Source organism: Streptomyces sp. NBC_01390, assembly GCF_045040105.1.
Classification (GTDB): Bacteria; Actinomycetota; Actinomycetes; order Streptomycetales; family Streptomycetaceae; genus Streptomyces.
This window is the reverse complement of sequence record NZ_CP109551.1, coordinates 6,191,748-6,210,851: the sequence shown is the minus strand read 5'-3', so window position 1 is coordinate 6,210,851 and position 19,104 is coordinate 6,191,748. Positions and strand designations below refer to the sequence as shown.

The window sequence follows — 19,104 nt, the reverse complement described above, 5'->3', positions numbered from 1 at the left end:
GCTGTCGCACATACGGTCTTTCCAAGGGTTCGGGACGGCACAGTGTCCCGGCCGGGGAACCGTAGGGGGCGAGTTGGCGCACGTGGGGGTGACTGCGGAGGGCGAGCATGCCCGGTACACGTTCCGGCTGCGTGTGCCGTCCACCGCTTGTACCGCGCTGGCGGCGGAGTGGGGCCGGTGCCGTTGGGTGTGGAACGAGTGTGTCGCCAAGTCGAGGGCCGTGCACCGGCACAACAAGGCGACCGGGGAGAACCAGACGTGTGGCCCGGCGCAGCTCGACAGGATGCTGACCGAGGCGCGCTCGCACGCCGTGGCTGCGTGAGGGCTCGTCGGTTGTTCAGCAGCAGGTCGTCCGTGACTTCGGCCGCTCCCGTGCCAAGGCGCACAAGGACATCCGCGAGCACCTGCCCATGGCGCGCCGGGCCGGGATGCCGCAGTGGAAGACCAGACGCGAGACGTTGCCGTCGCTGAACTACACGCGGTGCGGATTCCGCCTGAAGGACGGGCGGTTGCACCTGGCAGGCGAAGCGGCTGCGGGCGAAGGCCCACAAGAAGGTTGCCAGGCAGCGCACCGACACCGGCCGCAAGTGGGCCAAGAAGGTGGTCCGTGACCACGACGCGATTGCTGTCGAGGACTTCCGCCCCAAGTTCCTGGCCAGGACCACCATGGCCCGCAAGGCCGCCGACGCCGCCATCGGCGCCACCAGGACCGCACTGATCGAGATGGGCCGCAAACACGGCAGAGCCGTGCACCTGGTCCACCCCGCGTACACCACGATGGACTGCGCGCACTGCGATGCGAGAGCCAAGCATCGCCTGCCGCTGGGTGAGCGCACCTATACCTGCGACATGTGCGGAAATGTGTCCCCACGGGACAAGAACTCCGCACGCGTCATGCTCGTCCGGGCTGGTCTCAACCCGGCTGGTACTGATGGCACAAGACCTCCTGGAGCGCTGCTCCAGGAGGCTGCCTGAGCCAGGAATCCCCTCCCCCTTCAGGGAAGGGAGGATTCAATGAGCCCATGACCGACACCGAGACCCCCGCACTCCCCGTCGCACTCTCCGTGGCCGTCCTGGGCACCGGCATCATGGGCGCCGCCATGGCCCGTAACCTCGCCCGGTCCGGCCACACCGTCCGCGCGTGGAACCGGACCCGCGCCAAGGCCGAACCGCTGGCCGCCGAGAACGGCGTCCAGGTCTCCGACACGCCCGCCGACGCCGTACGGGACGCGGATGTCGTCCTGACGATGCTGTACGACGGTGACGCCGTCCGGGATGTGATGCGGGAGGCCGCGTCCGCGCTCCGTCCGGGGGCCGCGTGGGTGCAGTCGACCACCGCGGGTGTGGACGCGATCGGTGAGCTCGGCGCGCTGGCGAGTCAGTGGGGGCTCGTCTTCTTCGACGCGCCCGTGCTGGGGACCCGGCAGCCGGCCGAGGCCGGGCAGTTGCTCGTGCTCGCTGCCGGGCCGACAGAGCACCGGGCGGCCGTCGGGCCCGTCCTCGACGCGGTCGGCGCCCGTACGGTGTGGACCGGCGAGGAGGGCGGGGCGGGCAGCGCGACGCGGCTCAAGCTCGTCGCCAACAGCTGGGTGCTGGCCGCCACCAGCGCGACCGGCGAGGTGCTGGCCCTCGCCCAGGCCCTGGGTGTCGACCCGCAGAGCTTCTTCGACGCCATCGCCGGCGGCCCGCTCGACATGGGCTACCTGCGGGCCAAGGCCGGCCTGATCCTGGACGACAAGCTGACTCCGGCGAGTTTCGCGGTGTCCACGGCCGCGAAGGACGCCCGGTTGATCGTCGAGGCGGGCGAGCGCAACGGCGTACGGCTGGACGTGGCCGCCGCGAGCGCCGAACGGTTCCGGCGTGCCGTCGAACAGGGGCACGGGGACGAGGACATGGCGGCCGCGTACTTCGCCTCCTTCGACGAGAAGTCCGAGGGGGAGGGCGCGGGGAAGTAGGCGGGGCTTCGGGCGGCTCCGTGCCGGTTCCGCTTCAGCCGACCCGTACCTTGCGGCTGCCGCAGGCGCCGCACACGGCGTCGGTCAGGGGGGAGTGCATGGCACGGCCCTCGTCGTCGACGTACTCCAGCGGGTTGAGGCAGCCGGCCGGGTCTAGCAGGGGGACGAGGTCGAAGGTGCGGTTCCAGGAGGCGCCGCAGTCGAGGCAGACGAAGGCGAAGGTCTCGGTGAGAGGGTCGAAACCGGGCGGGCCGGGATTCTCGTTCGGGCCGGGCATACGGCTGCTCCCTTGCTGGCTACGGGTGGAGCTTCTCGCCCTTCGCCAGCATCTCCACGTACGTCTGGATCCGGCGGGCGCGGGTCTCGGCCTGGGCGCGGTTTCGCCGGAACGGGGCCCGTCCCGGCGACAGTCGCCGGGACGGGCCATCCAGCCATCCAGTCGTCGGGCTAGCGTGCCCGGGTCACTGAACCGTGGCCGCCGTACTTCCCGTTTCCGCCATGTCCTCGTCCGCCACGTCACCCGCCGTCAACGGCGCCGGCAGCGGGGCCGGGGGCAGTTCCAGCGGAGGGAGCGCGACCGGGGGCACATCCACCGGGAGGGGTGGCAGGCTGCCGAGGATGCCTCCGAGGAGGCCGCCGAGGGTGTCGAGGAGGCCGCTCACCAGGCCCGTGACCGTGCCGAGCAGGCCGCCGACCAGGCCGGTCACCGTGTCGAGGAGGCCGCTGAGCGTTGCCTGGAGCTGGTCCAGGAGGTCCGAGATCGGGTCCGCCATGGCTGCCGCGACCCTGTTCGAGGTGCCGGTTCGTGCCGCCAGACGCTGCTTGAGGGAGACCTTCGCCGTCTCGACCGCCTCGGCGAAGCCGGCCGCCTGGGTCGCGGTCAGGCGGCCGGTGCCGGTCTGCTTGGTGAGGTCGGTCAGGACGTTCAGCACCGGGGCGAGTACGTCGCTCCGGTCGGCGCGGTCCAGGGCGCCGAGCCGTCTGAGCATCCGGTCCGCGTACGGGGAGGCGGTGGAGGACGCCATGGACGCGAAGGACCACGACGTGCGGGCGCCGATGGAGGCGTAGGCGTCCCGGCTCGCGTCGCTGACGGCGGCGGCCGTGCCGACCGGACCGAATATGAGTGCGGCACAGACGACGGACGACGGGAGGAGGAGCCCGCGGGAGCGGGGGCCGGAACGGGATACGAGGGCGCGCATGCGCAGTCCTTTCGAGAGCTGCTCTCTTTGGGCTCAGGGTGAGAAGCCCCACCACCGCCCGCAACCGCTCGCCGACCCTCGGTAACCGCCAGGGAGTCCCTGACACGGTGCTGACCTGCGCATATTGCCGTTTCAGCCCCTGCTGCCCCGGCCGGCGCCATTCGGCTGTCAGGGGCAGCTGTCACGGGCAGGGGAGGAGTTCAGCTGTCAGGGGAGGGGGTCAGATCTGCTGCCGGTGTGCCGCGCGCACCTGCCGGTCCTGCTGCTGTCCGCGGCCCTTGAAGAGGCTGGCGCCCGCGCCGAGTGAGACGACCCCCATGCCGACAGCGGTCATGACGCCCTGCGAGCCGTCGACGACGAACGGCGCGACAGCCGCGACGGCGAGGTTGAACAGGAACAGGAACCAGAGGACGGGCTTGGAGGCGAGCAGGGACTTCATGGCTTTTTCCTTCCGGGGGGCGTTTGCTTCCGAGATCAACGATCCCGGGAACGCCGCTCCGCCACGAGGGAGTGCTCTCCCGAAGTCGTGGTGTAGCCCGCTACACCTCTTCCCAGGCACAGGCACAGGCCCCCTGGGTCGGCCGGCTGTTACCGCTTCAGCGCTCGGTACCGCTTGAGCAGCGCCGTGAGCCGGTCCTGGTCGGCTGCCCCGTTGAGCTCGGTGAGCAGGTCGTCGGGGCACAGTTCGTACAGGTCGCCCCACCAGCGGCGGCCCCGGTTGTCCCAGATCCGGTAGCCACCGGGCACGCCCCGGGCGACGTAGCGCCTCCTGCTCAATTGCTCTCCCTGTCCGGAGATGCCGCAGACGGGGTGTCAGCGGGGGTGGGTGTCTCGGTGCCTCCCGTGGAAACGTCCGAAACGTACGAGGCTTAGACTCTCCCCGCAACGGCCCGGAACTCGGCTGGTCGAGAGTGGGCGGAAATGGCCAGACCCGAAGGGTATTCGGCGTTTTGATACGGATAGATTCAGTCACCAAGCGGTACCCGGACGGGACGGTGGCCGTCGACGGGCTCTCCCTCGACATACCGGATCGTTCGATCACCGTCCTCGTCGGCCCCTCGGGCTGCGGGAAGACGACCACTCTGCGGATGATCAACCGGATGGTCGAGCCCAGCGAGGGCACGATCCTCATCGACGGTGTCGACAGCCGTCAGCAGTCGGTCAACACCCTGCGCCGGGGCATGGGTTACGTCATCCAGAACGCAGGACTCTTCCAGCACCGGACGGTCGTCGACAACATCGCGACCGTGCCCCGGATGCTCGGCTGGAGCAAGGACAAGGCCCGCACGAGGGCGCGGGAACTGATGGAACGGGTGGGGCTCGACGCCTCGTTCGCCAAGCGGTACCCCTATCAGCTCTCCGGCGGCCAGCAGCAGCGAGTCGGTGTGGCCCGTGCCCTGGCGGCCGATCCTCCGGTGCTGCTGATGGACGAGCCGTTCTCCGCCGTCGACCCCGTCGTGCGTAAGGGGTTGCAGGACGAACTCCTGCGCATCCAGGACGAGTTGGGCAAGACCATCGTCTTCGTCACGCATGACATCGACGAGGCCGTCAAGCTCGGCACGATGGTCGCCGTGCTGCGTACCGGCGGTCGGCTCGCCCAGTACGCGCCGCCCGCCGAGCTGCTGTCCGACCCCGCCGACGCGTTCGTCGAGGACTTCCTCGGCGCCGACCGGGGCATCCGGCGCCTGTCGTTCTTCTCCTCCGCCGGCCTGGAACTGCTCACCACCCCGATCGTCGCGATCGACGCCACCGCCGAGCAACTCGCCGCACGGGGCGCCACCGAGGCGCCGTACCTCCTCGTCACCGGTCTTGACGGTCGTCCGCTCGGCTGGAGCGAACCCGGCGAGCTGACGGCCGGACAGATCGACGTCGGTCAACTGGTGCCGTATGGAAGGCCGTTCGCCGCCGGACGGGACTCGCTGCGCGCCGCGCTCGACTGTGCCGTGCTGTCGCCCACCGGCTGGGCGGTCGCCGTGGACGACGAAGGCCGGGCCACCGGAGTCGCCTCGCAGGCGGCCATCGGCGAGGCCATCCGCGGCGCCCACGCGGCAGGCCGTGAGGAGCAGCGGGCCACCGGCGGGGCCACCGGGCAGAGTGGGAAGAGCGGGAGCGGGCAGAAGGTCGTCCGGTGAATCGCTTCTTCGATATTCCCAGCGATCTCCAGCACGACTGGCTCGGTCTCATCGGGCTGCATCTGCGCGAGGCTCTGCTGCCGGTGCTGGGCGGGCTGTTGCTGGCGCTTCCGCTGGCCCAGCTGTGTGTGCGGCTGCGCTGGCTGTACCCGCCCGTGCTGTGGGTGACGACCGTGCTCTACGCGATCCCGTCGCTGGCCTTCTTCGTCGTCCTCATCGACTACACGGGACAGACCGAACTGACGGTGATGATCCCGCTCACCGTCTACAGCCTGGTCGTGCTCGTCCCGGCGATCGTCGACGGCGTCCGTTCGGTCCCGCAGGAGACCCTCGCCGCCGCGACCGCCATGGGCTTCGGACCCGTACGCCGTTACGTCCAGGTCCAGTTGCCGATCGCGGTGCCGGCCATCATCGCCGGTCTGCGGGTCGCCACCGTGTCCAGCATCAGCCTCGTCAGCGTCGGCATGCTGATCGGCAACCAGGGCGCGCTCGGCAACCTGCTCCACGACGCGCAGATCTACAACCGGCCTGAACTCGCCTGGAACTCCGTGATCACGAGTGCCGCTCTCGCGGTGCTCGCGGACGCCGCGCTGGTCGTCGTACGCGTCGTGCTCACCCCCTGGATGCCGAGCGCGACGCGCGGCGCGAAGTCCAAGTCCAAGTCCGCCGGGGCCAGGCCCGATCCGGCAGTGCCCGCACTGGAGGACGCAGCCCGGTGAACGTCATCAACTTCATCAACGCCTTCTTCAGCGACAGCGCGCACTGGAAGGGCTACGACGGGATTCCCACCCGCCTGTGGGAGCACGTCCAGTACTCCCTGCAGGCGCTCGCCCTCGCCGCGGCGATCGGTCTGCCGATCGGCCTGATCACCGGGCACTACGGGCGCGGCGGCAACGTCCTCGCCCTGGTGGCCACCGCCGGTCGCGCACTGCCCACCTTCGGTCTGCTGGTGGTGGCGACCCTCGCGCTCGGGTTCGGCATGCTGCCCGTGATGATCCCGCTGGTCGTCCTCGCCGTACCGCCGATCCTGGTCACCACCTACGAGGCGATGCGCTCCGTGGATCCGCCTCCCGTGGACGCCGCCCGGGGCATGGGCATGCGGGAGTCCAGCATCCTGCTGCGCGTCGAACTGCCCGTCGCGCTACCGCTGATACTCGGCGGCATGCGGTCGGCGGCCATCCAGATCGTCTCCACGGCCACCATCGCCGCGTACGTCAGCCTCGGTGGCCTCGGCCGCTACATCGTCGACGGTCTCTACCAGCACGACTACGAGAAGGTGATCGGCGGCGCCACCCTGGTCGCCGGCCTGGCCCTCGCGACGCTGGGGTTGTTCTGGGCGGCGGGCCGGGCGGCGGTGTCGCCAGGCGTCCGCAGGGCCAACTGACCTGTTGTCAAGGGGCGCGGGGAACTGCGCGACCAGCCACAACTGGGCCGCAGTTCCCCACAACCGCAAGTACCCGTACCGGTACCCGTACCCGTATTTACCCGCCGCTCCGGGCGAGCGCCTGTTCCAGCACAACCAGCAGAGCGTCCCGCACCGAGCCGCGCTCCCGTGCGTCGAAGACGAGCAGCGGTACGCCTTCGGACACGTCCAGGGCCCAGCGGACCTCGTCCAGCGTGTGCGCGGTCTGGCCGTCGAAGGCGTTCACGGCGACGGCGAACGGGATCTGCTTGTGCTCGAAGTAGTCGACGGCGGCGTAACAGTCGTCGAGACGGCGGGTGTCCACGATGACCAGGCCGCCGATCGCGCCCTCGACGATGTCGTCCCACATGAACCCGAACCGTTCCTGTCCGGGCGTGCCGAACAGGTACAGCTTCAGTGTCGGGTCGATGGTGATGCAGCCGAAGTCCATCGCGACCGTGGTGGTCGTCTTGGTCGGGGTGTGGCTGAGGTCGTCCACGCCCGCCGCCACCTCGGTGATGGCCGCCTCGGTGGTCAGCGGCTCGATCTCGGAGATCGAGCCCACGGCGGTGGTCTTGCCCACGCCGAAACCACCCGCGATCACCAGTTTCACCGGCAACGGCGGCCGTACGGCGGCCTGTCCGGCCGAGGTGCGTACCAGCGGTTCAGTCGGTGTCACGGAGTACCCTCCGGGAGTCGGGGATGGCCCGCAGGCCATCGATAACCCTGCGCAGAACGGATGCGTCGTGGGTGATGCCGGAGTCGGGCATGTGCACCGACAACTGCCCCGCCGTCCGGAGGTCCTCGGCGAGGACCCGCACCACGTTCAGGTGCAGCCGCAGCCTGGCCGCGATCTCCGCGATGGACTGCGGCACGCGGCAGGCGGCGACGATGTCGTGTTGTTCGAAGGAGAGCCGGTTGAGCGCGGCGAGGCCGCCGGTGGTGGCCACCAGCTGGGTCTCCACGGGCATCGTCCGCCCGGGCGACGCCTCGCCCGCGCCGCCCGCGACCCGCCCGGCGGTGACCAGGAAGGGCCGTACGGCGGGTACGGGGACGACGTCGTCCTCGCCGGCTCCGCGCGGTGTGCGGCCGTCCGCCATCGGTCTTCGCTCTCTCTACGGCTTCCTGCGGTTGTCTAGGGCTGCTGTCAGCTGCTGCTGTAGCTGCTGTAGCTCCTGCGGTGACACGCGTCAGAGACGGGTGGCGCCGACGGTGTTCTTCAGTTCCAGTACGAGCTGCGGGCTGAGCGCGCTGCCCGCGCGGTTGGCGAACACCGTCATCTCGTAGGCGATGTTGCCCAGTTTGGCTTCCTTGCCGGTGACCACGCCGAGCACGGCGCCGCTGCCGATCGCGGAGACCAGGACATGGCCGCCCTCCAGGTCGATGATGACCTTGTTGAGGCCGCCCAGGCCGTAGTTGCCGGAGGCGCCGGCGGCCAGGCTGGTGATGCCCGAGACGATCGCGGCCAGCCGTTCGGAGTCGGCGTGCTCGCGCAGCGCCGACACGGCGATCAGCAGCCCGTCGGAGGACACCGCGATGGCGTCCACGACGCCCGCGGTCTCGGTGGCGAAGCGGTTCAGCAGCCAGGTGAAGTCGTCTGCGGCGGCCCGCAGATCGGTCGGCCTGGCGTCTCCGGCGGGAGTCTCACCTGTCGACGTGTTCACTGCTCGGCTCCTTCCGGAAGGTGGTTCTGGTGATGCGGGCTGTCCCTGACGGCGATCGGGTCGGACGGCTCTGTCCGGTCGCTCGGGACGGTCAGGTCGGTGGTCGGGTCGGGTGAGACGTCGCGCCGGTGGTCGGTCCGGCGAGCGATCAGGCCCTCGGCGGGGCGGGGGTGTTCGCCGGTGTCGCGGTGCGCGCGGGCCACGGCCGCCTCGAACTCGTCCAGCGAGTCGCGCACGGCGTCCGCGTCGGCGGGTCGGGGGGCCTGGCGCGCGGCCTGCTGGGCGGCGGAGTCTGCGGTCGTCCGCAGGGTCGCGCCGCGCACCCGTCGGCGGAGCGGACGGGAACCGTCGGGACCGACGGCGAACGGGTCGGCACCGGCGGCGCCTTGCCCTGTCCCGGCTGTGCTGGTTGTCGCGGCTGTCCCGCGTACGGAGTCACCGGGGCCGCCTGTTGCGGAGGTGAGGCCGCTCTCGGGGCCGGCCGGATAGATGTGCGTGGAGGGCTCCGTGGTGCGGGCGGCGGGCCGCGACCCGGCCGGGTGGGCGGGCGACGGCTCCGTCGTGGCGGCGGGGGCGACGCGTTCCGCCGTACGGGAGTGGGCCCCGGGTCCGTCCTCCGCGCGGGCGTGGAACGCCGGCTCGGAGACGTGGGCCGAGTAACCCGAGAGGGGAGCCGAACTCCCCTGATCGGCCCCGCTGTCGGCCGAGTGGTCCGGGTAACTGGGCGCGGACGTACGGCTGGTGGAGCCGGTGTCACCCGTGACTGCGGCGTAGGTGTCGGTGGACGCGACTGTCGCGGCCGTGGCCGTCACGGGAGCCAGTGGGGCCCCGGGCTCCTGCTCGTCGGGGGACGCGTCGCGGCGGGGGACCCGGCGGGGGAGGGTGGTCGCCTCGTCGTCCTCGGGTGTGGCCCAGGAGGGGACCGTGGACGGGATCGGGGGCGGGATCGAGGACGACGGGGAGGGACCCGCCGCGGGGGCCGACGGAGCGGCGAGTGCGGCGGGCGGGGCAGCCGCGTCGGAGGAGGCGAGCCGTCCCGCCTCGGCCGCTTCACCCGGCGTCAGCAGCAGCGTCGACGGGATCAGCACCTCGGCCGTCACACCGCCGCCCGGGGTACGGGACAGGGTGACGTCGACGTCCCAGCGGCGCGCCAGCGCGCCGACCACGAACAGGCCGAGCACCTTCGTCGGGACGACGTCGAGGCGTTCGCGGCGCACGAGGCGGGAGTTCTCCTCGGCGATGCGCGCGGCGCTCATGCCCAGTCCGTGGTCCGCGACGGTGATCGACGCGTTGTCGTGGTCGGAGCCGACCACCACCTCGACGGGGCTGTCCTCGGGCGAGAACGACACGGCGTTCTCGAGGAGTTCGGCGATCATCAGCGTCAGGTCGCCGATGATGTCGGGCTCCACCATGGCCTCGGTCGCGGCCCGCAGCCGTACCCGCTGGAAGCCCTCGATCTGGCCCAGCGCGGCACGTACGACGTTGGTGAGCGCGATCGGCCCGGAGCCCAGCACGGTCTCGCGGATGCCGGCCAGCAGCATCAGGCTGTCGGCGTTGCGGCGCAGGCGGACCGCGATGTGGTCGATGGAGTAGAGGCGTTCGAGCAGCGCCGGGTCGGTCTCGCCGCGCTCCACCGCGTCGATCAGCACGAGCTGACGGGTCGTCAGGTTGCTCACGCGGCGGCCGACGTTGCCGAACATCTCGGCGACGTTGCGGCGGCTGAGCACCTGGCGTTCGAGCAACCCGGCGGCGGTGGTCTGAACGTTGTTGAACGCCTTGGCGAGTTCGCCGATCTCGTCGTCCGCGGTGATCGGCAGCTGACGCAGGCGCGGGGAGCCGGACTCCTCGGCGTCGTCGTCGGCGACGCGGGCCAGCTCGCGGCCCGCCACGTCGGCGACCTCCTGGGCAGCCCCCGTCAGCGCCAGCACCGGGCGGACCACGGAGCGGCGGACCAGGATGGAGAAGGCGATCCACAGCGCGAAGCAGAGCAGCGCCAGGCTCAGCAGCAGGGCCGCGCGCCACTGGGCGCTGGAGGCGGTGTCGTCGGCCCGGTCGGCGATCTGGTCGATGAGCGACGCGGTGATCTTCAGCCGGGTCTCGGCCTGCTTGCTGTATTCGGGGTAGGAAGCGAGGGCCGTGCGGAACGCGGCACGGATCTCGGCCTTGGACTCGGCCTGCAACGCGCTGGGGTCCACGGCCAGTTCGGCGTAGTGCTGGTTGATCGAGGCCTGCGAGGCGTTGTGTTCGATGCCGCTGAACTCGTCGGTCTGCGCCTCCCCGGCGAACCGGCCGAACCGCTCGGCCTGGTAGGTGAACAGGTCGTAGGAGCCGACCGCGCCGGTGAACTCGATGAGGGCGTTGCTGTCGCCGGTGCGGGCGGAGAACACGCCCGTCTCGAACGCGCCGTGCGCCGCGTCGGCGCGCAGCAGCGAGTCGAGGAGGTTACCGGTGAAGGTGGTCGCGAGGTCGGAGTCGCGGTCCAGGCCCAGGCCGTCGATGAGGCCGTCGGCCGCGCCCGAGTACGCCGGGTCGATGTTGCTGGCGGGCAGATAGCCCTGCTCGATGGTGGACCGCAGGCCGGTCAGGCCCTGGACCTCCTTGAGGGCCTGCACCTCGGTGTCGGGCAGCCGGTCGCCGAAGGCGTCGACCACCTTGTCCACCTGCGCGTCCACGGCGGCCTGCGTCTTGCGGTAGCCGTCGGTGGAGGGGGCGGCGCCGGCCAGCGAGGCCTCGTGCCGCACGGAGAGCAGAATGGCCTGCTGGTGTTCGTCCTGGAGCGCGGCGACGAGCTGCGCGACCTGGGAGCTGTTGCGCACCAGCCGGGCGGCGTCCTCGGCGCGGTTGGACTCCTGCACCAGGTCGACGATGAGGTACGTCAGCAGCAGCGCGATCACCGTCAGCGGGATACCGACGAGTACGTTCAGTTTGCGCTGGAAGGGCCATCGGTCGGCGAAGCCCCGCAGGCCCCGGCGCGCGTACGTCGGCGCCGAGGATGCCGGCCGGGGGGTCGCGTCCACTTCTTTCGTGGACACCGGGCCTCCTTCAAGAAGGTGTCGCAAGCGTGCAAGGGGGTTCGCGTGCATGCCGACTTGCTGCACACACGTGTCCGCATACGAACGTGCCCGCATACGAACGAGTCCAAATATGAACGAGTCCAGATTTGAACGTGTCCGCACACGAACGATACGGAAGCGGCCCCCGCACACCGCTGCGGCCCCCGCCTACCGCTGTGGCGGACGCCAACTCCGGCGAGACTATCCCCTCTTCGAACGGGTGAGCGCGTCGCCCTAAGTCAAGAATCCATTACGAAGCGGCACGCGGGGGCATGTCGAGGGCCTCTCGGGCAGTACGGGGCAGTACCGGGCAGTACGCGGGTGTTCTCCCGAACGTCCCGAGTGTCCCGAAGGGGCGAAAGTGATCACGGATCGAAGTCAATCGGTAACACGGTTTCCCTTGACTGATCAAGAAGCGGCTGGATTGGATCAGGGGCAGCTTGTTTGAGTCTTCATCAACCCCCAAGCCCGGAACGGGAACCGTGACCACCAACGCCCACAGCAGCAGGTCCTTCAGGAACCACCCAGGTGTGGCGGTCGTCGCCTTCGGGGCGGTGACGGTCCTGCTGGCGGGATGCTCCTCCTCGTCCGACGACACGTCCGACCCGCTCGCCGGTGACAAGGCAGCCGGTGACACCGTGGTCGTCGGCTCCAACAACTTCGCCGAAAGCACCCTGCTCGCCGACATCTACGGCGAGGCGCTGAAGGCCAAGGGCATCAAGGTGTCCTACAAGCCCAACATCGGCAGCCGCGAGACCACTTACGGCCTGCTCAAGTCCGGTTCCATCACCGTCCTGCCGGAGTACAACGGCTCGCTGCTTGCCTACCTGGACGCGAAGGCCGCGCAGACCTCGCTCGCGACCGTGAACGCCGCGGCGAAGGCCAAGCTCGACTCCAAGCTCACGCTGCTCGAGTCCTCGCCGGCCGAGAACAAGGACTCCGTGACGGTCAACGCGGCGACCGCGAAGGAGCACAACCTCACCGCGACCTCCACGCTCGCCGATCTCAAGGACATCGCGCCGAACCTGGTCCTGGGCGGCTCGCCCGAGTTCCAGACCCGCCAGCAGGGCATGCTCGGGCTGGAGTCGGCGTACGGGCTGAAGTTCAAGTCCTTCAAGGCCCTCGACGCGGGCGGCCCGCTCACCCAGGCCGCGCTGAAGAAGAACACCGTGCAGGCGGCGGACATCTTCACCACGGACCCGACCATCTCCAAGGAGAAGTTCGTCGTCCTCCAGGACCCGAAGAACCTCTTCGGATTCGCGAACGTGACGCCGCTGGTCTACAAGAGCGGGCTCTCCCAGGAGGGCGTCGCCGCGCTCAACGCCGTCTCCGCCAAGCTCGACACGAAGACCCTGCTCGACCTTGACTCCCAGGTGCAGCTGGAGAGCAAGGACCCGCTGGACGTCGCCAAGGCATGGCTCAAGTCGGCGGGCCTGGGCTGACGTTCCGCCGCACTCCCTGAAGCACGTGGACTGTGAAGGCCGTACCCATGAACACGGGTGCGGCCTTCGCCATTACAGGGAGAGACCTCGTAAAACGTACGTGCGCCTCGGTGATGTGGTCGTCCGCCCGAGCATCCCGAGGAAGCTGTGGGGCCGCTGTGCGTGAACTGAGCGGCGGCCTCTGTGCAGCGGCCTGTGCGGAGTTCAGACCCCGCCGAGCAGCAGGGCGAGGCCGCGTTCGACGTCCGGTGCCAGATCCTCCATGCCCGGCGCGACAACCCCGTAGGAGCGGTGGAGGAAGCGCTGGAGCTGCGCCGTACGGAACCGGATCACGGCCAGCCCGTACGGCGAGTGGAGTTCGATGACCGTGCGCGTCGGCCCGCACGGCCACAGGTGGACCTCGCCGATCCCCGCCGGGTTGGTCAGCCCCTCCTCCAGCAGCATCCGGGAGAAGGTCCACGTCACTCCCTCCCCGTCGACCGAGACGTCGTCGGGGAAGACGAGGTGCACGGCGAGCGGGTCGGCGGAGTCGTAGCGCAGGGTGACGACGAGTGGAAGCTCCTGGTAACCGGGGGTTATCAGGCGGGCGCGTGCGGACTGCTCCAGGGTTCTGTACATGATCGTCTTCCCGTCCGGGTGAGGCGTTGGGCCAGTTGTGCCGAGCTGCCCCCTCGACCTCCGGTAGTGCCCTGGCATTACGCCGATACCGGAGTTACCCCATGTGACGTGCATCACCTTCTGTAATTACTTGAGTTTTTTGTCATCTAGCCTTACAAACTCGTCCTCAATGTCCCATCCGCAGGTAACTGGAGCGTTCCTGCCCATGATTGACAACACCGCCGCAGCGACCGACGCCTACGCCCGTATCTACGAGGAACAGCAACCGCGCCTCGTCGCATACGCACGTTCGCTCACCAAGAGCAGCTGGGCCGCGGAGGACCTGGTCGCCGAGGCCCACTTCAGGGTGTGGCGACGCCTGTCGGCGGGGCACGAGATCGACAACGTGCCCGCGTACCTGATGACGACGGTCCGGCACCTGGCGGCCACCGTGGGCAGCAACTCGGCGCGTGAGACCCCGCAGGATCCGCAGGGTGGTCCGGAGCGGCTGGATCGGGCGGAACGGGTTGTCTCCCAGGGCCGTCACGTCGACGACCCCGCCGAACAGGTGTCCTCGGTCGACCTGTTGGTACGGGTGCTGGGCCAGCTCCCCGACCGCTGGGTCAAGGCGTTGTGGCTGGCGGAGGCGGAGGGGCAGCCCCTGGCGGCGATCGGCCCGCAGATCGGCACCGGGACCAAGGAGGGCGCCACGGCGGTACTCCTCCACCGCGCCCGCGAGGGCATGCGCCAGGCCTTCCTGCGCGAGCAGCCCGGCGTCCCCGACAACACGGCGTGCCGGCCGTACTGGGTCCGCATGCCCGCGTACGTACGCGGCACCGCGACCCGCCGCCAGTCCGACCAGCTCGTCGCCCACACGGACACCTGTGACGACTGCCGCCATCGACTCGCTTTGCTGATGCGCACTAACGACCGCCTGCCCGCGCTCGTCGGGCCCGCCCTGCTGGTGCTTCTGGTGGGCGGCACGGGGAAGTACGTGCTGTCGCTCGCGGCGTCGTCCGTCGGTGCGTCGACCGCGGCCTCCGCCGCGGCCGGGCACGGGGGTGGGGCGCTGCACGCGGCACACGCCGTCCATGCGGTACGTCGGGTAGTGACCGGTGGCACGAAGGCGCCCAAGGCGCTCGCGCTGGCCTCGGGGGCGGCGGCAGCGGCCGTCGCGATCACCATCGCGCTCACCTCTCCACAGGTCGAACCGCAGGAACGCACCCGGGTTCCGCTGGCGGGCAAGCCGGTGGCACCGGCACAGGCGCCGGTGGCGGACGTGCCGGTGACGGCGCCTGTGCCGGTGCCGCTGAAGGCGGGCCCGGCGAGCGGGGTGATGCCCGAGCGGGCACCGACCGAGGTACGGGTTGCCGCTGCTTCGGTGGTCACGGTGGCTCGGGGGAGCGGTACTGGTACCGGTACCGGTGTTGGCACGGGTGCGGGTGCCGGACCTGGGGCTGGTCCGGGCACGGGGGTCGGGACGGTAACGGCTGTGCCGCCTGTGCCTGCTCCCAGTGCGCCGGTCGAGCCTGTGCCTTCGGCGCCGGAGCCGCCGGTCGGGGAGCCGGCGCCGCCGGTGAGCGGGACGCCTGGGGGGCCTGTGCCTCCGGTGCCGCCGGTTGTGGATCCGCCTGTGGTCGAGCCGCCGGTCGTGGCTCCGCCGGTTGTGGATCCGCCTGCGGTATATCCCCCGGTTGTAGAGCCGCCGGTCGTGGATCCGCCTGTGGTGTATCCCCCGGTTGTAGAGCCGCCCGTCGTGGATCCGCCTGTGGTGGAGCCGCCGGTCGTGGATCCCCCGGTCGTGGATCCGCCGGTCGTAGAACCTCCTGTGGTGGATCCGCCTGTGGTGGAGCCTCCGGTCGTGGATCCGCCCGTGGTCGAGCCCCCGGTCGTGGACCCGCCCGTCGTGGAGCCGCCGGTCGTGGAACCTCCTGTGGTGGACCCGCCCGTCGTGGAGCCGCCGGTCGTGGAACCTCCTGTGGTGGACCCGCCCGTCGTGGAGCCGCCGGTCGTAGAACCTCCTGTGGTCGAGCCCCCGGTCGTGGACCCGCCCGTCGTGGAGCCGCCGGTCGTGGATCCGCCCGTGGTCGAGCCCCCGGTCGTGGAACCGCCCGTGGTGGATCCGCCCGAACCGCCGGTCTACGAGCCGCCCGCTCCGGTGGATCCTGCTCCCGACCCGGAACCGGAGCCCGACCCGGATCCGGCCTCGGTCACCCCAACTCCCGTGGATCCCGCGCCTGTTGAGGAGCCCCCGGTTCCTGACCCCGGCGGCTGCTGAGCCGGCGGTCGAACGAACCGCCTTCGGTTGAATTTTTCCTCGCCGAGCAACCTCGACACGGCTTCCCCTGTCTCACAGGTTGCTCACAGGCCCGGCCCGGACGCGTTGGGGTGCGTCCGTACATGGGTCGGCCGGTCGTGGGCTGTGTCCAGTCCGATGCCACTTGACCATGGCACTGGCAGACGAGGAACCGATGACCACTCAGCAACACAACACCACCAACACAACTGGAAGTAGCAGTAGCAGTAGCAGTAGCACCAACAACACCAGCAAGAACGGCAGTCGGCGAGTCAACAACCGCGTGAAGCACTCGGCACTCGCCACGGGGGCCGCGCTGGCCGTCGTCGTGTCGGTGGCCGGAGCGGCTCCGGGAGCCGGAGCCGCTTCGAGCGCCGCGCCCACGAAGCCGAAGCTCAGGCTCGTGGCCGCGTCGGACTCCGTGACGGCCGAACGCTGGGAGGGGGAACCCGGCGTCTACCTGGACCTCGGCACGTATGTCACCGTGGACGACGTGCCGCTGGAGTTCAAGGTGACCCGGAAGTCGTACAAGGACCCGGTGATCGCCGAACAGATCATCCGCAAGGGCGGCAAGGCGCAGGCGAAGAGACTGCCTCCCGGGATGGTGAAGGACTTCGCGGGTCTGCCGGGCTTCCTGGAGGTGTCGTTCAAAAACGCCGCCGGTCAGGAGGTCGCGAAGACCAAGGGCACCTTCTGCCCGAACGACGCCTCCGGCCGCATCCGCCCGGACGGCCCGGCCACCTCGCACTTCCCGGAGAGCTGCTCCACCAACCCCTTCACGCTGGGCGGTGTGTGGGGCGTGGAGAAGGGCTGGGCCACCAACGTCAGCTCGGTCGACTACGGCAACCCGTTGGATCTGCAGGCGGGGGAGTACACCGCAAAGGTGTCGATCGCGAAGATGTACCGCGACTTCTTCGGCATCCCCAATGACCAGCCGACCATCAAGGTGACGGTACTGCCGCGGAGTGACGGCGGCGAAGGTGGCGGAGGTGGCGGAGTCGGGCTGGCCACGCGATCCTCCGCCCACCAGGGAGGCCATGCGGGCCACGGAGGTCATGCGGGCCATGCGGGCCACGGGGGTTCCGGGGGTGGCGGGAGCCACGGCGCCCAGCTCTCCGCCCCGCTCGCGTCGCATCACTACGGTCCGCGTGGCGCGGACATGCCCACCCTCCCGGCCTTCCCCAACGCGCTGGTCGACCTGGGTAAGGCGCACCACCTGGGCGACGGTCCGGGTCACACCGACGGTTCGCGCGTCGCGCCCCCGCTGAAGGCCGCCGCCCAGCGGCCCACGGGCAGGGCGGGCGTACCGGCCAACGTGCCGAAGCCGGACCTGCGTTCACTGCCGGCGTGGGACATCGCAGTCACGGACGGCGAGGACGGGGACGTACCCGGAAAGGACTACCTGGCGTTCAGCGCGAACGTCTGGAACGCCGGCCCGGCCCCGCTGGTCGTCGACGGCTTCCGCAAGCCGGGCAAGGACCTGATGGACGCCTACCAGTACTTCTACGACGCGAACGGCAAGCAGGTCGGCTACACGCCGACCGGCACCATGGAGTGGGACCCGCGGATCGGCCACGAGCACTGGCACTTCACCGACTTCGCGAGCTACCGCCTCCTGAGCGCCGACCAGAAGGAGGAGGTGCGCAGCGGCAAGGAGGCGTTCTGCCTCGCCAACACCGACGCGATCGACTACACGGTGAAGAACGCCAACTGGCACCCCTACAACACCGACCTGTCGACCGCCTGCGGCGAGAAGAGCTCCCTCTCGGTCCGTGAGGTGCTGGACGTCGGCTCCGGCGACACGTACACCCAGTACCGCCCGGGCCAGTCCTTCGACATCACCGGCCTCCCGAACGGCACGTACTACATCCAGGTCATCGCCAACCCGGAGAAGCGCCTCCAGGAGTCCAACCTCAACAACAACGTCGCCCTGCGCAAGGTGATCCTCGGCGGCACCGAGGGCGCGCGGACGGTGACGGTACCGCCGCACGACCTGATCGACGTGAAGTAGATCGACGTGAAGTAGATCGACGTGAAGTAGATCGACGTGAAGTAGATCGACGTGAAGTAGATCGACGTGAAGTAGATCGACGTGAAGTAACCGGCCGACTCACCCAGGCCGCCCACCGCACCTCCGGGGGAACAGCTCCTCGGAGGTGCGGTGGGCTGCGCCCTTGTTCCGGTGGGTCGCCGGTATGTCCTACCAGGTCGGCCCTGACGGCAGAGGCACCGGATCTCTCCGGTGCCTCTGCCGTCAGGGCCGACTCTGTGAGGTGTGAGGTGTGGCGTCGTACGGCCGACAGACCGTCAGTCCTGGCGTACGACGTTGGTGCCCGCGCCGCCAGAGAGGACGTCGTTGCCGGCGCCGCCGTACAGCTTGTCGTTGCCGCTGTTGCCCCAGATGTAGTCGACGCCGGCGTTGCCGTACAGGACGTCGTTGCCCTTGCCGCCGTACAGGTTGTCGGTGCCGGACCCGCCGTAGATCGTGTCGTTGCCGTCGTCACCTCTCAGGATCTGGTCACCGGCGCCGCCGCGGATCACGTCGTTGCCCTTGCCGCCCTCCGCGATGTCGCCGACTGAGGTGATGGTGTCGTTGCCGTCGCCGCCGCGCACGATCGACACGGGGCCCGCGGCGATGGTGTCGTCGCCCGCCCCGCCGTCGACGTAGTTGGCGTCGACGCTGCCCCGGTCGGTCAGCTTGTCCTTGCCGGCGCCGAGGACGATCGCGTTGGTGTAATAGGCCTGGTCGGTCTTGTTGGTGAAGTCGACGACGTCGTTGCCGTCACGGAGGTCCATCAGCAGGATCTGGTACGGGCTCTGGCTGTCCACGGTGACGACCGTGCACGCGACCTTCGTGTGGTCGGTGGCGCTGGGGTAGACGCACCCGCGTCCGACACTGATCGGGACGACGTCGTCGACCACGAAGGTGATGTCCGTGGCGTTGGCGTAGGACTCGGTGACGGTCGGCTTGTTGGTCTGGCCGGCGGCGGCCGTGTAGCTCAACTCCCGGTCGTTGAAGCTGACTTCGGCCTTGGCGGACGGCGTCGCGGCACCGGCGGTACCGGCGGCCAGCACAAGCGGAACCGCCGCCAGTCCGGTACCGAGGGCCAGAGTCAACGCCAGTGCCGATGCCGACGCGGTGCGGGACGTGCGACGGCGGGTGGGGGAAGAGGGCATGTGAGTAACCTCCAGGGCCACATGGGCACTTGGGACGGTGCAGGAGTCAGTGACGCCATGTGAGACGGCCGAGGTGCGCTCCGGGTTGTGGTCGGCCGCCCAAGCGGAAGGCCAAGCGTTCGGGCAGAACGGGGTAGTCCACATCCCCCACCCCCGTCCACCCCGGTCCGTTCGCGTCCATCCATGT

The 19,104-nt window shown here is 69.9% G+C and carries 17 protein-coding genes and 1 pseudogene; 8 read left to right on the top strand and 10 right to left on the bottom strand.

All coding sequences use genetic code 11. The features are described from left to right. Nucleotides 1-73: 73 nt before the first annotated feature. Together OG241_RS27950 and OG241_RS27945 are read left to right on the top strand one after the other, a co-directional pair. Nucleotides 74-975, top strand: a pseudogene (locus tag OG241_RS27950) (RNA-guided endonuclease InsQ/TnpB family protein). Nucleotides 976-1,022: 47 nt separating this feature from the next. Beyond that, complete coding sequence (locus OG241_RS27945; protein WP_405818984.1) at nt 1,023-1,955, top strand: NAD(P)-dependent oxidoreductase; 933 nt, start codon at nt 1,023-1,025, stop codon at nt 1,953-1,955. Nucleotides 1,956-1,989: 34 nt separating this feature from the next. Here OG241_RS27945 and OG241_RS27940 read toward each other — a convergent pair whose 3' ends face one another. The 4 genes from OG241_RS27940 to OG241_RS27925 form a co-directional block, all read right to left on the bottom strand. Beyond that, nucleotides 1,990-2,232: a hypothetical protein gene (locus OG241_RS27940; protein WP_405818982.1), complete on the bottom strand. Its 243-nt coding sequence runs from the start codon at nt 2,230-2,232 to the stop codon at nt 1,990-1,992. Nucleotides 2,233-2,416: 184 nt separating this feature from the next. Further along, nucleotides 2,417-3,154 carry a hypothetical protein gene (locus OG241_RS27935; RefSeq protein WP_405818980.1) on the bottom strand — a complete coding sequence of 246 codons (738 nt, stop codon included), beginning with the start codon at nt 3,152-3,154 and terminating at the stop codon, nt 2,417-2,419. A gap of 220 nt (nt 3,155-3,374) precedes the next feature. Then, complete coding sequence (locus tag OG241_RS27930) at nt 3,375-3,593, bottom strand: hypothetical protein (protein WP_405818978.1); 219 nt, start codon at nt 3,591-3,593, stop codon at nt 3,375-3,377. A gap of 149 nt (nt 3,594-3,742) precedes the next feature. After that, a complete protein-coding gene (locus OG241_RS27925; protein ID WP_319093016.1) occupies nt 3,743-3,931 on the bottom strand; it encodes a hypothetical protein in 189 nt (62 codons plus the stop codon). Nucleotides 3,932-4,104: 173 nt separating this feature from the next. Here OG241_RS27925 and OG241_RS27920 point away from each other — a divergent pair, with 173 nt between their 5' ends. Genes OG241_RS27920 through OG241_RS27910 form a run of 3 tightly spaced genes read left to right on the top strand, consistent with a single transcriptional unit; the run spans nt 4,105 to nt 6,670 of the window. Beyond that, nucleotides 4,105-5,286 carry an ABC transporter ATP-binding protein gene (locus OG241_RS27920; protein WP_405818976.1) on the top strand — a complete coding sequence of 394 codons (1,182 nt, stop codon included), beginning with the start codon at nt 4,105-4,107 and terminating at the stop codon, nt 5,284-5,286. Then, entirely contained in the window at nt 5,283-6,005 is a 723-nt protein-coding gene (locus tag OG241_RS27915) for an ABC transporter permease (protein WP_405818974.1), read from the top strand. The genes OG241_RS27920 and OG241_RS27915 overlap by 4 nt, the downstream gene beginning before the upstream one ends. Continuing rightward, nucleotides 6,002-6,670, top strand: coding sequence for an ABC transporter permease (locus OG241_RS27910; protein ID WP_405818972.1), 669 nt, complete (start codon nt 6,002-6,004; stop codon nt 6,668-6,670). The genes OG241_RS27915 and OG241_RS27910 overlap by 4 nt, the downstream gene beginning before the upstream one ends. A gap of 97 nt (nt 6,671-6,767) precedes the next feature. On the opposite strand, the gene OG241_RS27905 is transcribed toward OG241_RS27910, so the two are convergent. The 4 genes from OG241_RS27905 to OG241_RS27890 form a co-directional block, all read right to left on the bottom strand. Then, the gene (locus OG241_RS27905; protein WP_319093011.1) at nt 6,768-7,367 is read right to left on the bottom strand and encodes an ATP/GTP-binding protein; all 600 of its coding nucleotides are present in this window, start codon (nt 7,365-7,367) and stop codon (nt 6,768-6,770) included. Next, complete coding sequence (locus OG241_RS27900) at nt 7,354-7,788, bottom strand: DUF742 domain-containing protein (RefSeq protein WP_405818970.1); 435 nt, start codon at nt 7,786-7,788, stop codon at nt 7,354-7,356. Before OG241_RS27900 ends, OG241_RS27905 begins: the two co-directional genes overlap by 14 nt. A gap of 90 nt (nt 7,789-7,878) precedes the next feature. After that, nucleotides 7,879-8,352 carry a roadblock/LC7 domain-containing protein gene (locus OG241_RS27895; protein WP_405818968.1) on the bottom strand — a complete coding sequence of 158 codons (474 nt, stop codon included), beginning with the start codon at nt 8,350-8,352 and terminating at the stop codon, nt 7,879-7,881. After that, nucleotides 8,349-11,384, bottom strand: a complete 3,036-nt coding sequence (locus OG241_RS27890) for an ATP-binding protein (protein ID WP_405818966.1) — start codon at nt 11,382-11,384, stop codon at nt 8,349-8,351. The genes OG241_RS27895 and OG241_RS27890 overlap by 4 nt, the downstream gene beginning before the upstream one ends. Before the next feature lie 503 nt (nt 11,385-11,887). Here OG241_RS27890 and OG241_RS27885 point away from each other — a divergent pair. Further along, nucleotides 11,888-12,847 carry an ABC transporter substrate-binding protein gene (locus tag OG241_RS27885; RefSeq protein WP_405818964.1) on the top strand — a complete coding sequence of 320 codons (960 nt, stop codon included), beginning with the start codon at nt 11,888-11,890 and terminating at the stop codon, nt 12,845-12,847. Nucleotides 12,848-13,051: 204 nt separating this feature from the next. Here OG241_RS27885 and OG241_RS27880 read toward each other — a convergent pair whose 3' ends face one another. Next, nucleotides 13,052-13,465 carry an SsgA family sporulation/cell division regulator gene (locus OG241_RS27880; RefSeq protein ID WP_405818962.1) on the bottom strand — a complete coding sequence of 138 codons (414 nt, stop codon included), beginning with the start codon at nt 13,463-13,465 and terminating at the stop codon, nt 13,052-13,054. A 205-nt stretch (nt 13,466-13,670) separates the two neighbouring features. Here OG241_RS27880 and OG241_RS27875 point away from each other — a divergent pair, with 205 nt between their 5' ends. Further along, nucleotides 13,671-15,722, top strand: coding sequence for a sigma factor (locus OG241_RS27875; RefSeq protein WP_405818960.1), 2,052 nt, complete (start codon nt 13,671-13,673; stop codon nt 15,720-15,722). A gap of 193 nt (nt 15,723-15,915) precedes the next feature. Further along, nucleotides 15,916-17,751, top strand: a complete 1,836-nt coding sequence (locus tag OG241_RS27870; protein WP_405818958.1) for a lysyl oxidase family protein — start codon at nt 15,916-15,918, stop codon at nt 17,749-17,751. 296 nt (nt 17,752-18,047) lie between these two features. Here the strand turns inward: OG241_RS27870 and OG241_RS27865 are convergent, their stop codons facing one another. Next, nucleotides 18,048-18,917 carry a calcium-binding protein gene (locus OG241_RS27865; RefSeq protein ID WP_405818957.1) on the bottom strand — a complete coding sequence of 290 codons (870 nt, stop codon included), beginning with the start codon at nt 18,915-18,917 and terminating at the stop codon, nt 18,048-18,050. Nucleotides 18,918-19,104: the final 187 nt, after the last annotated feature.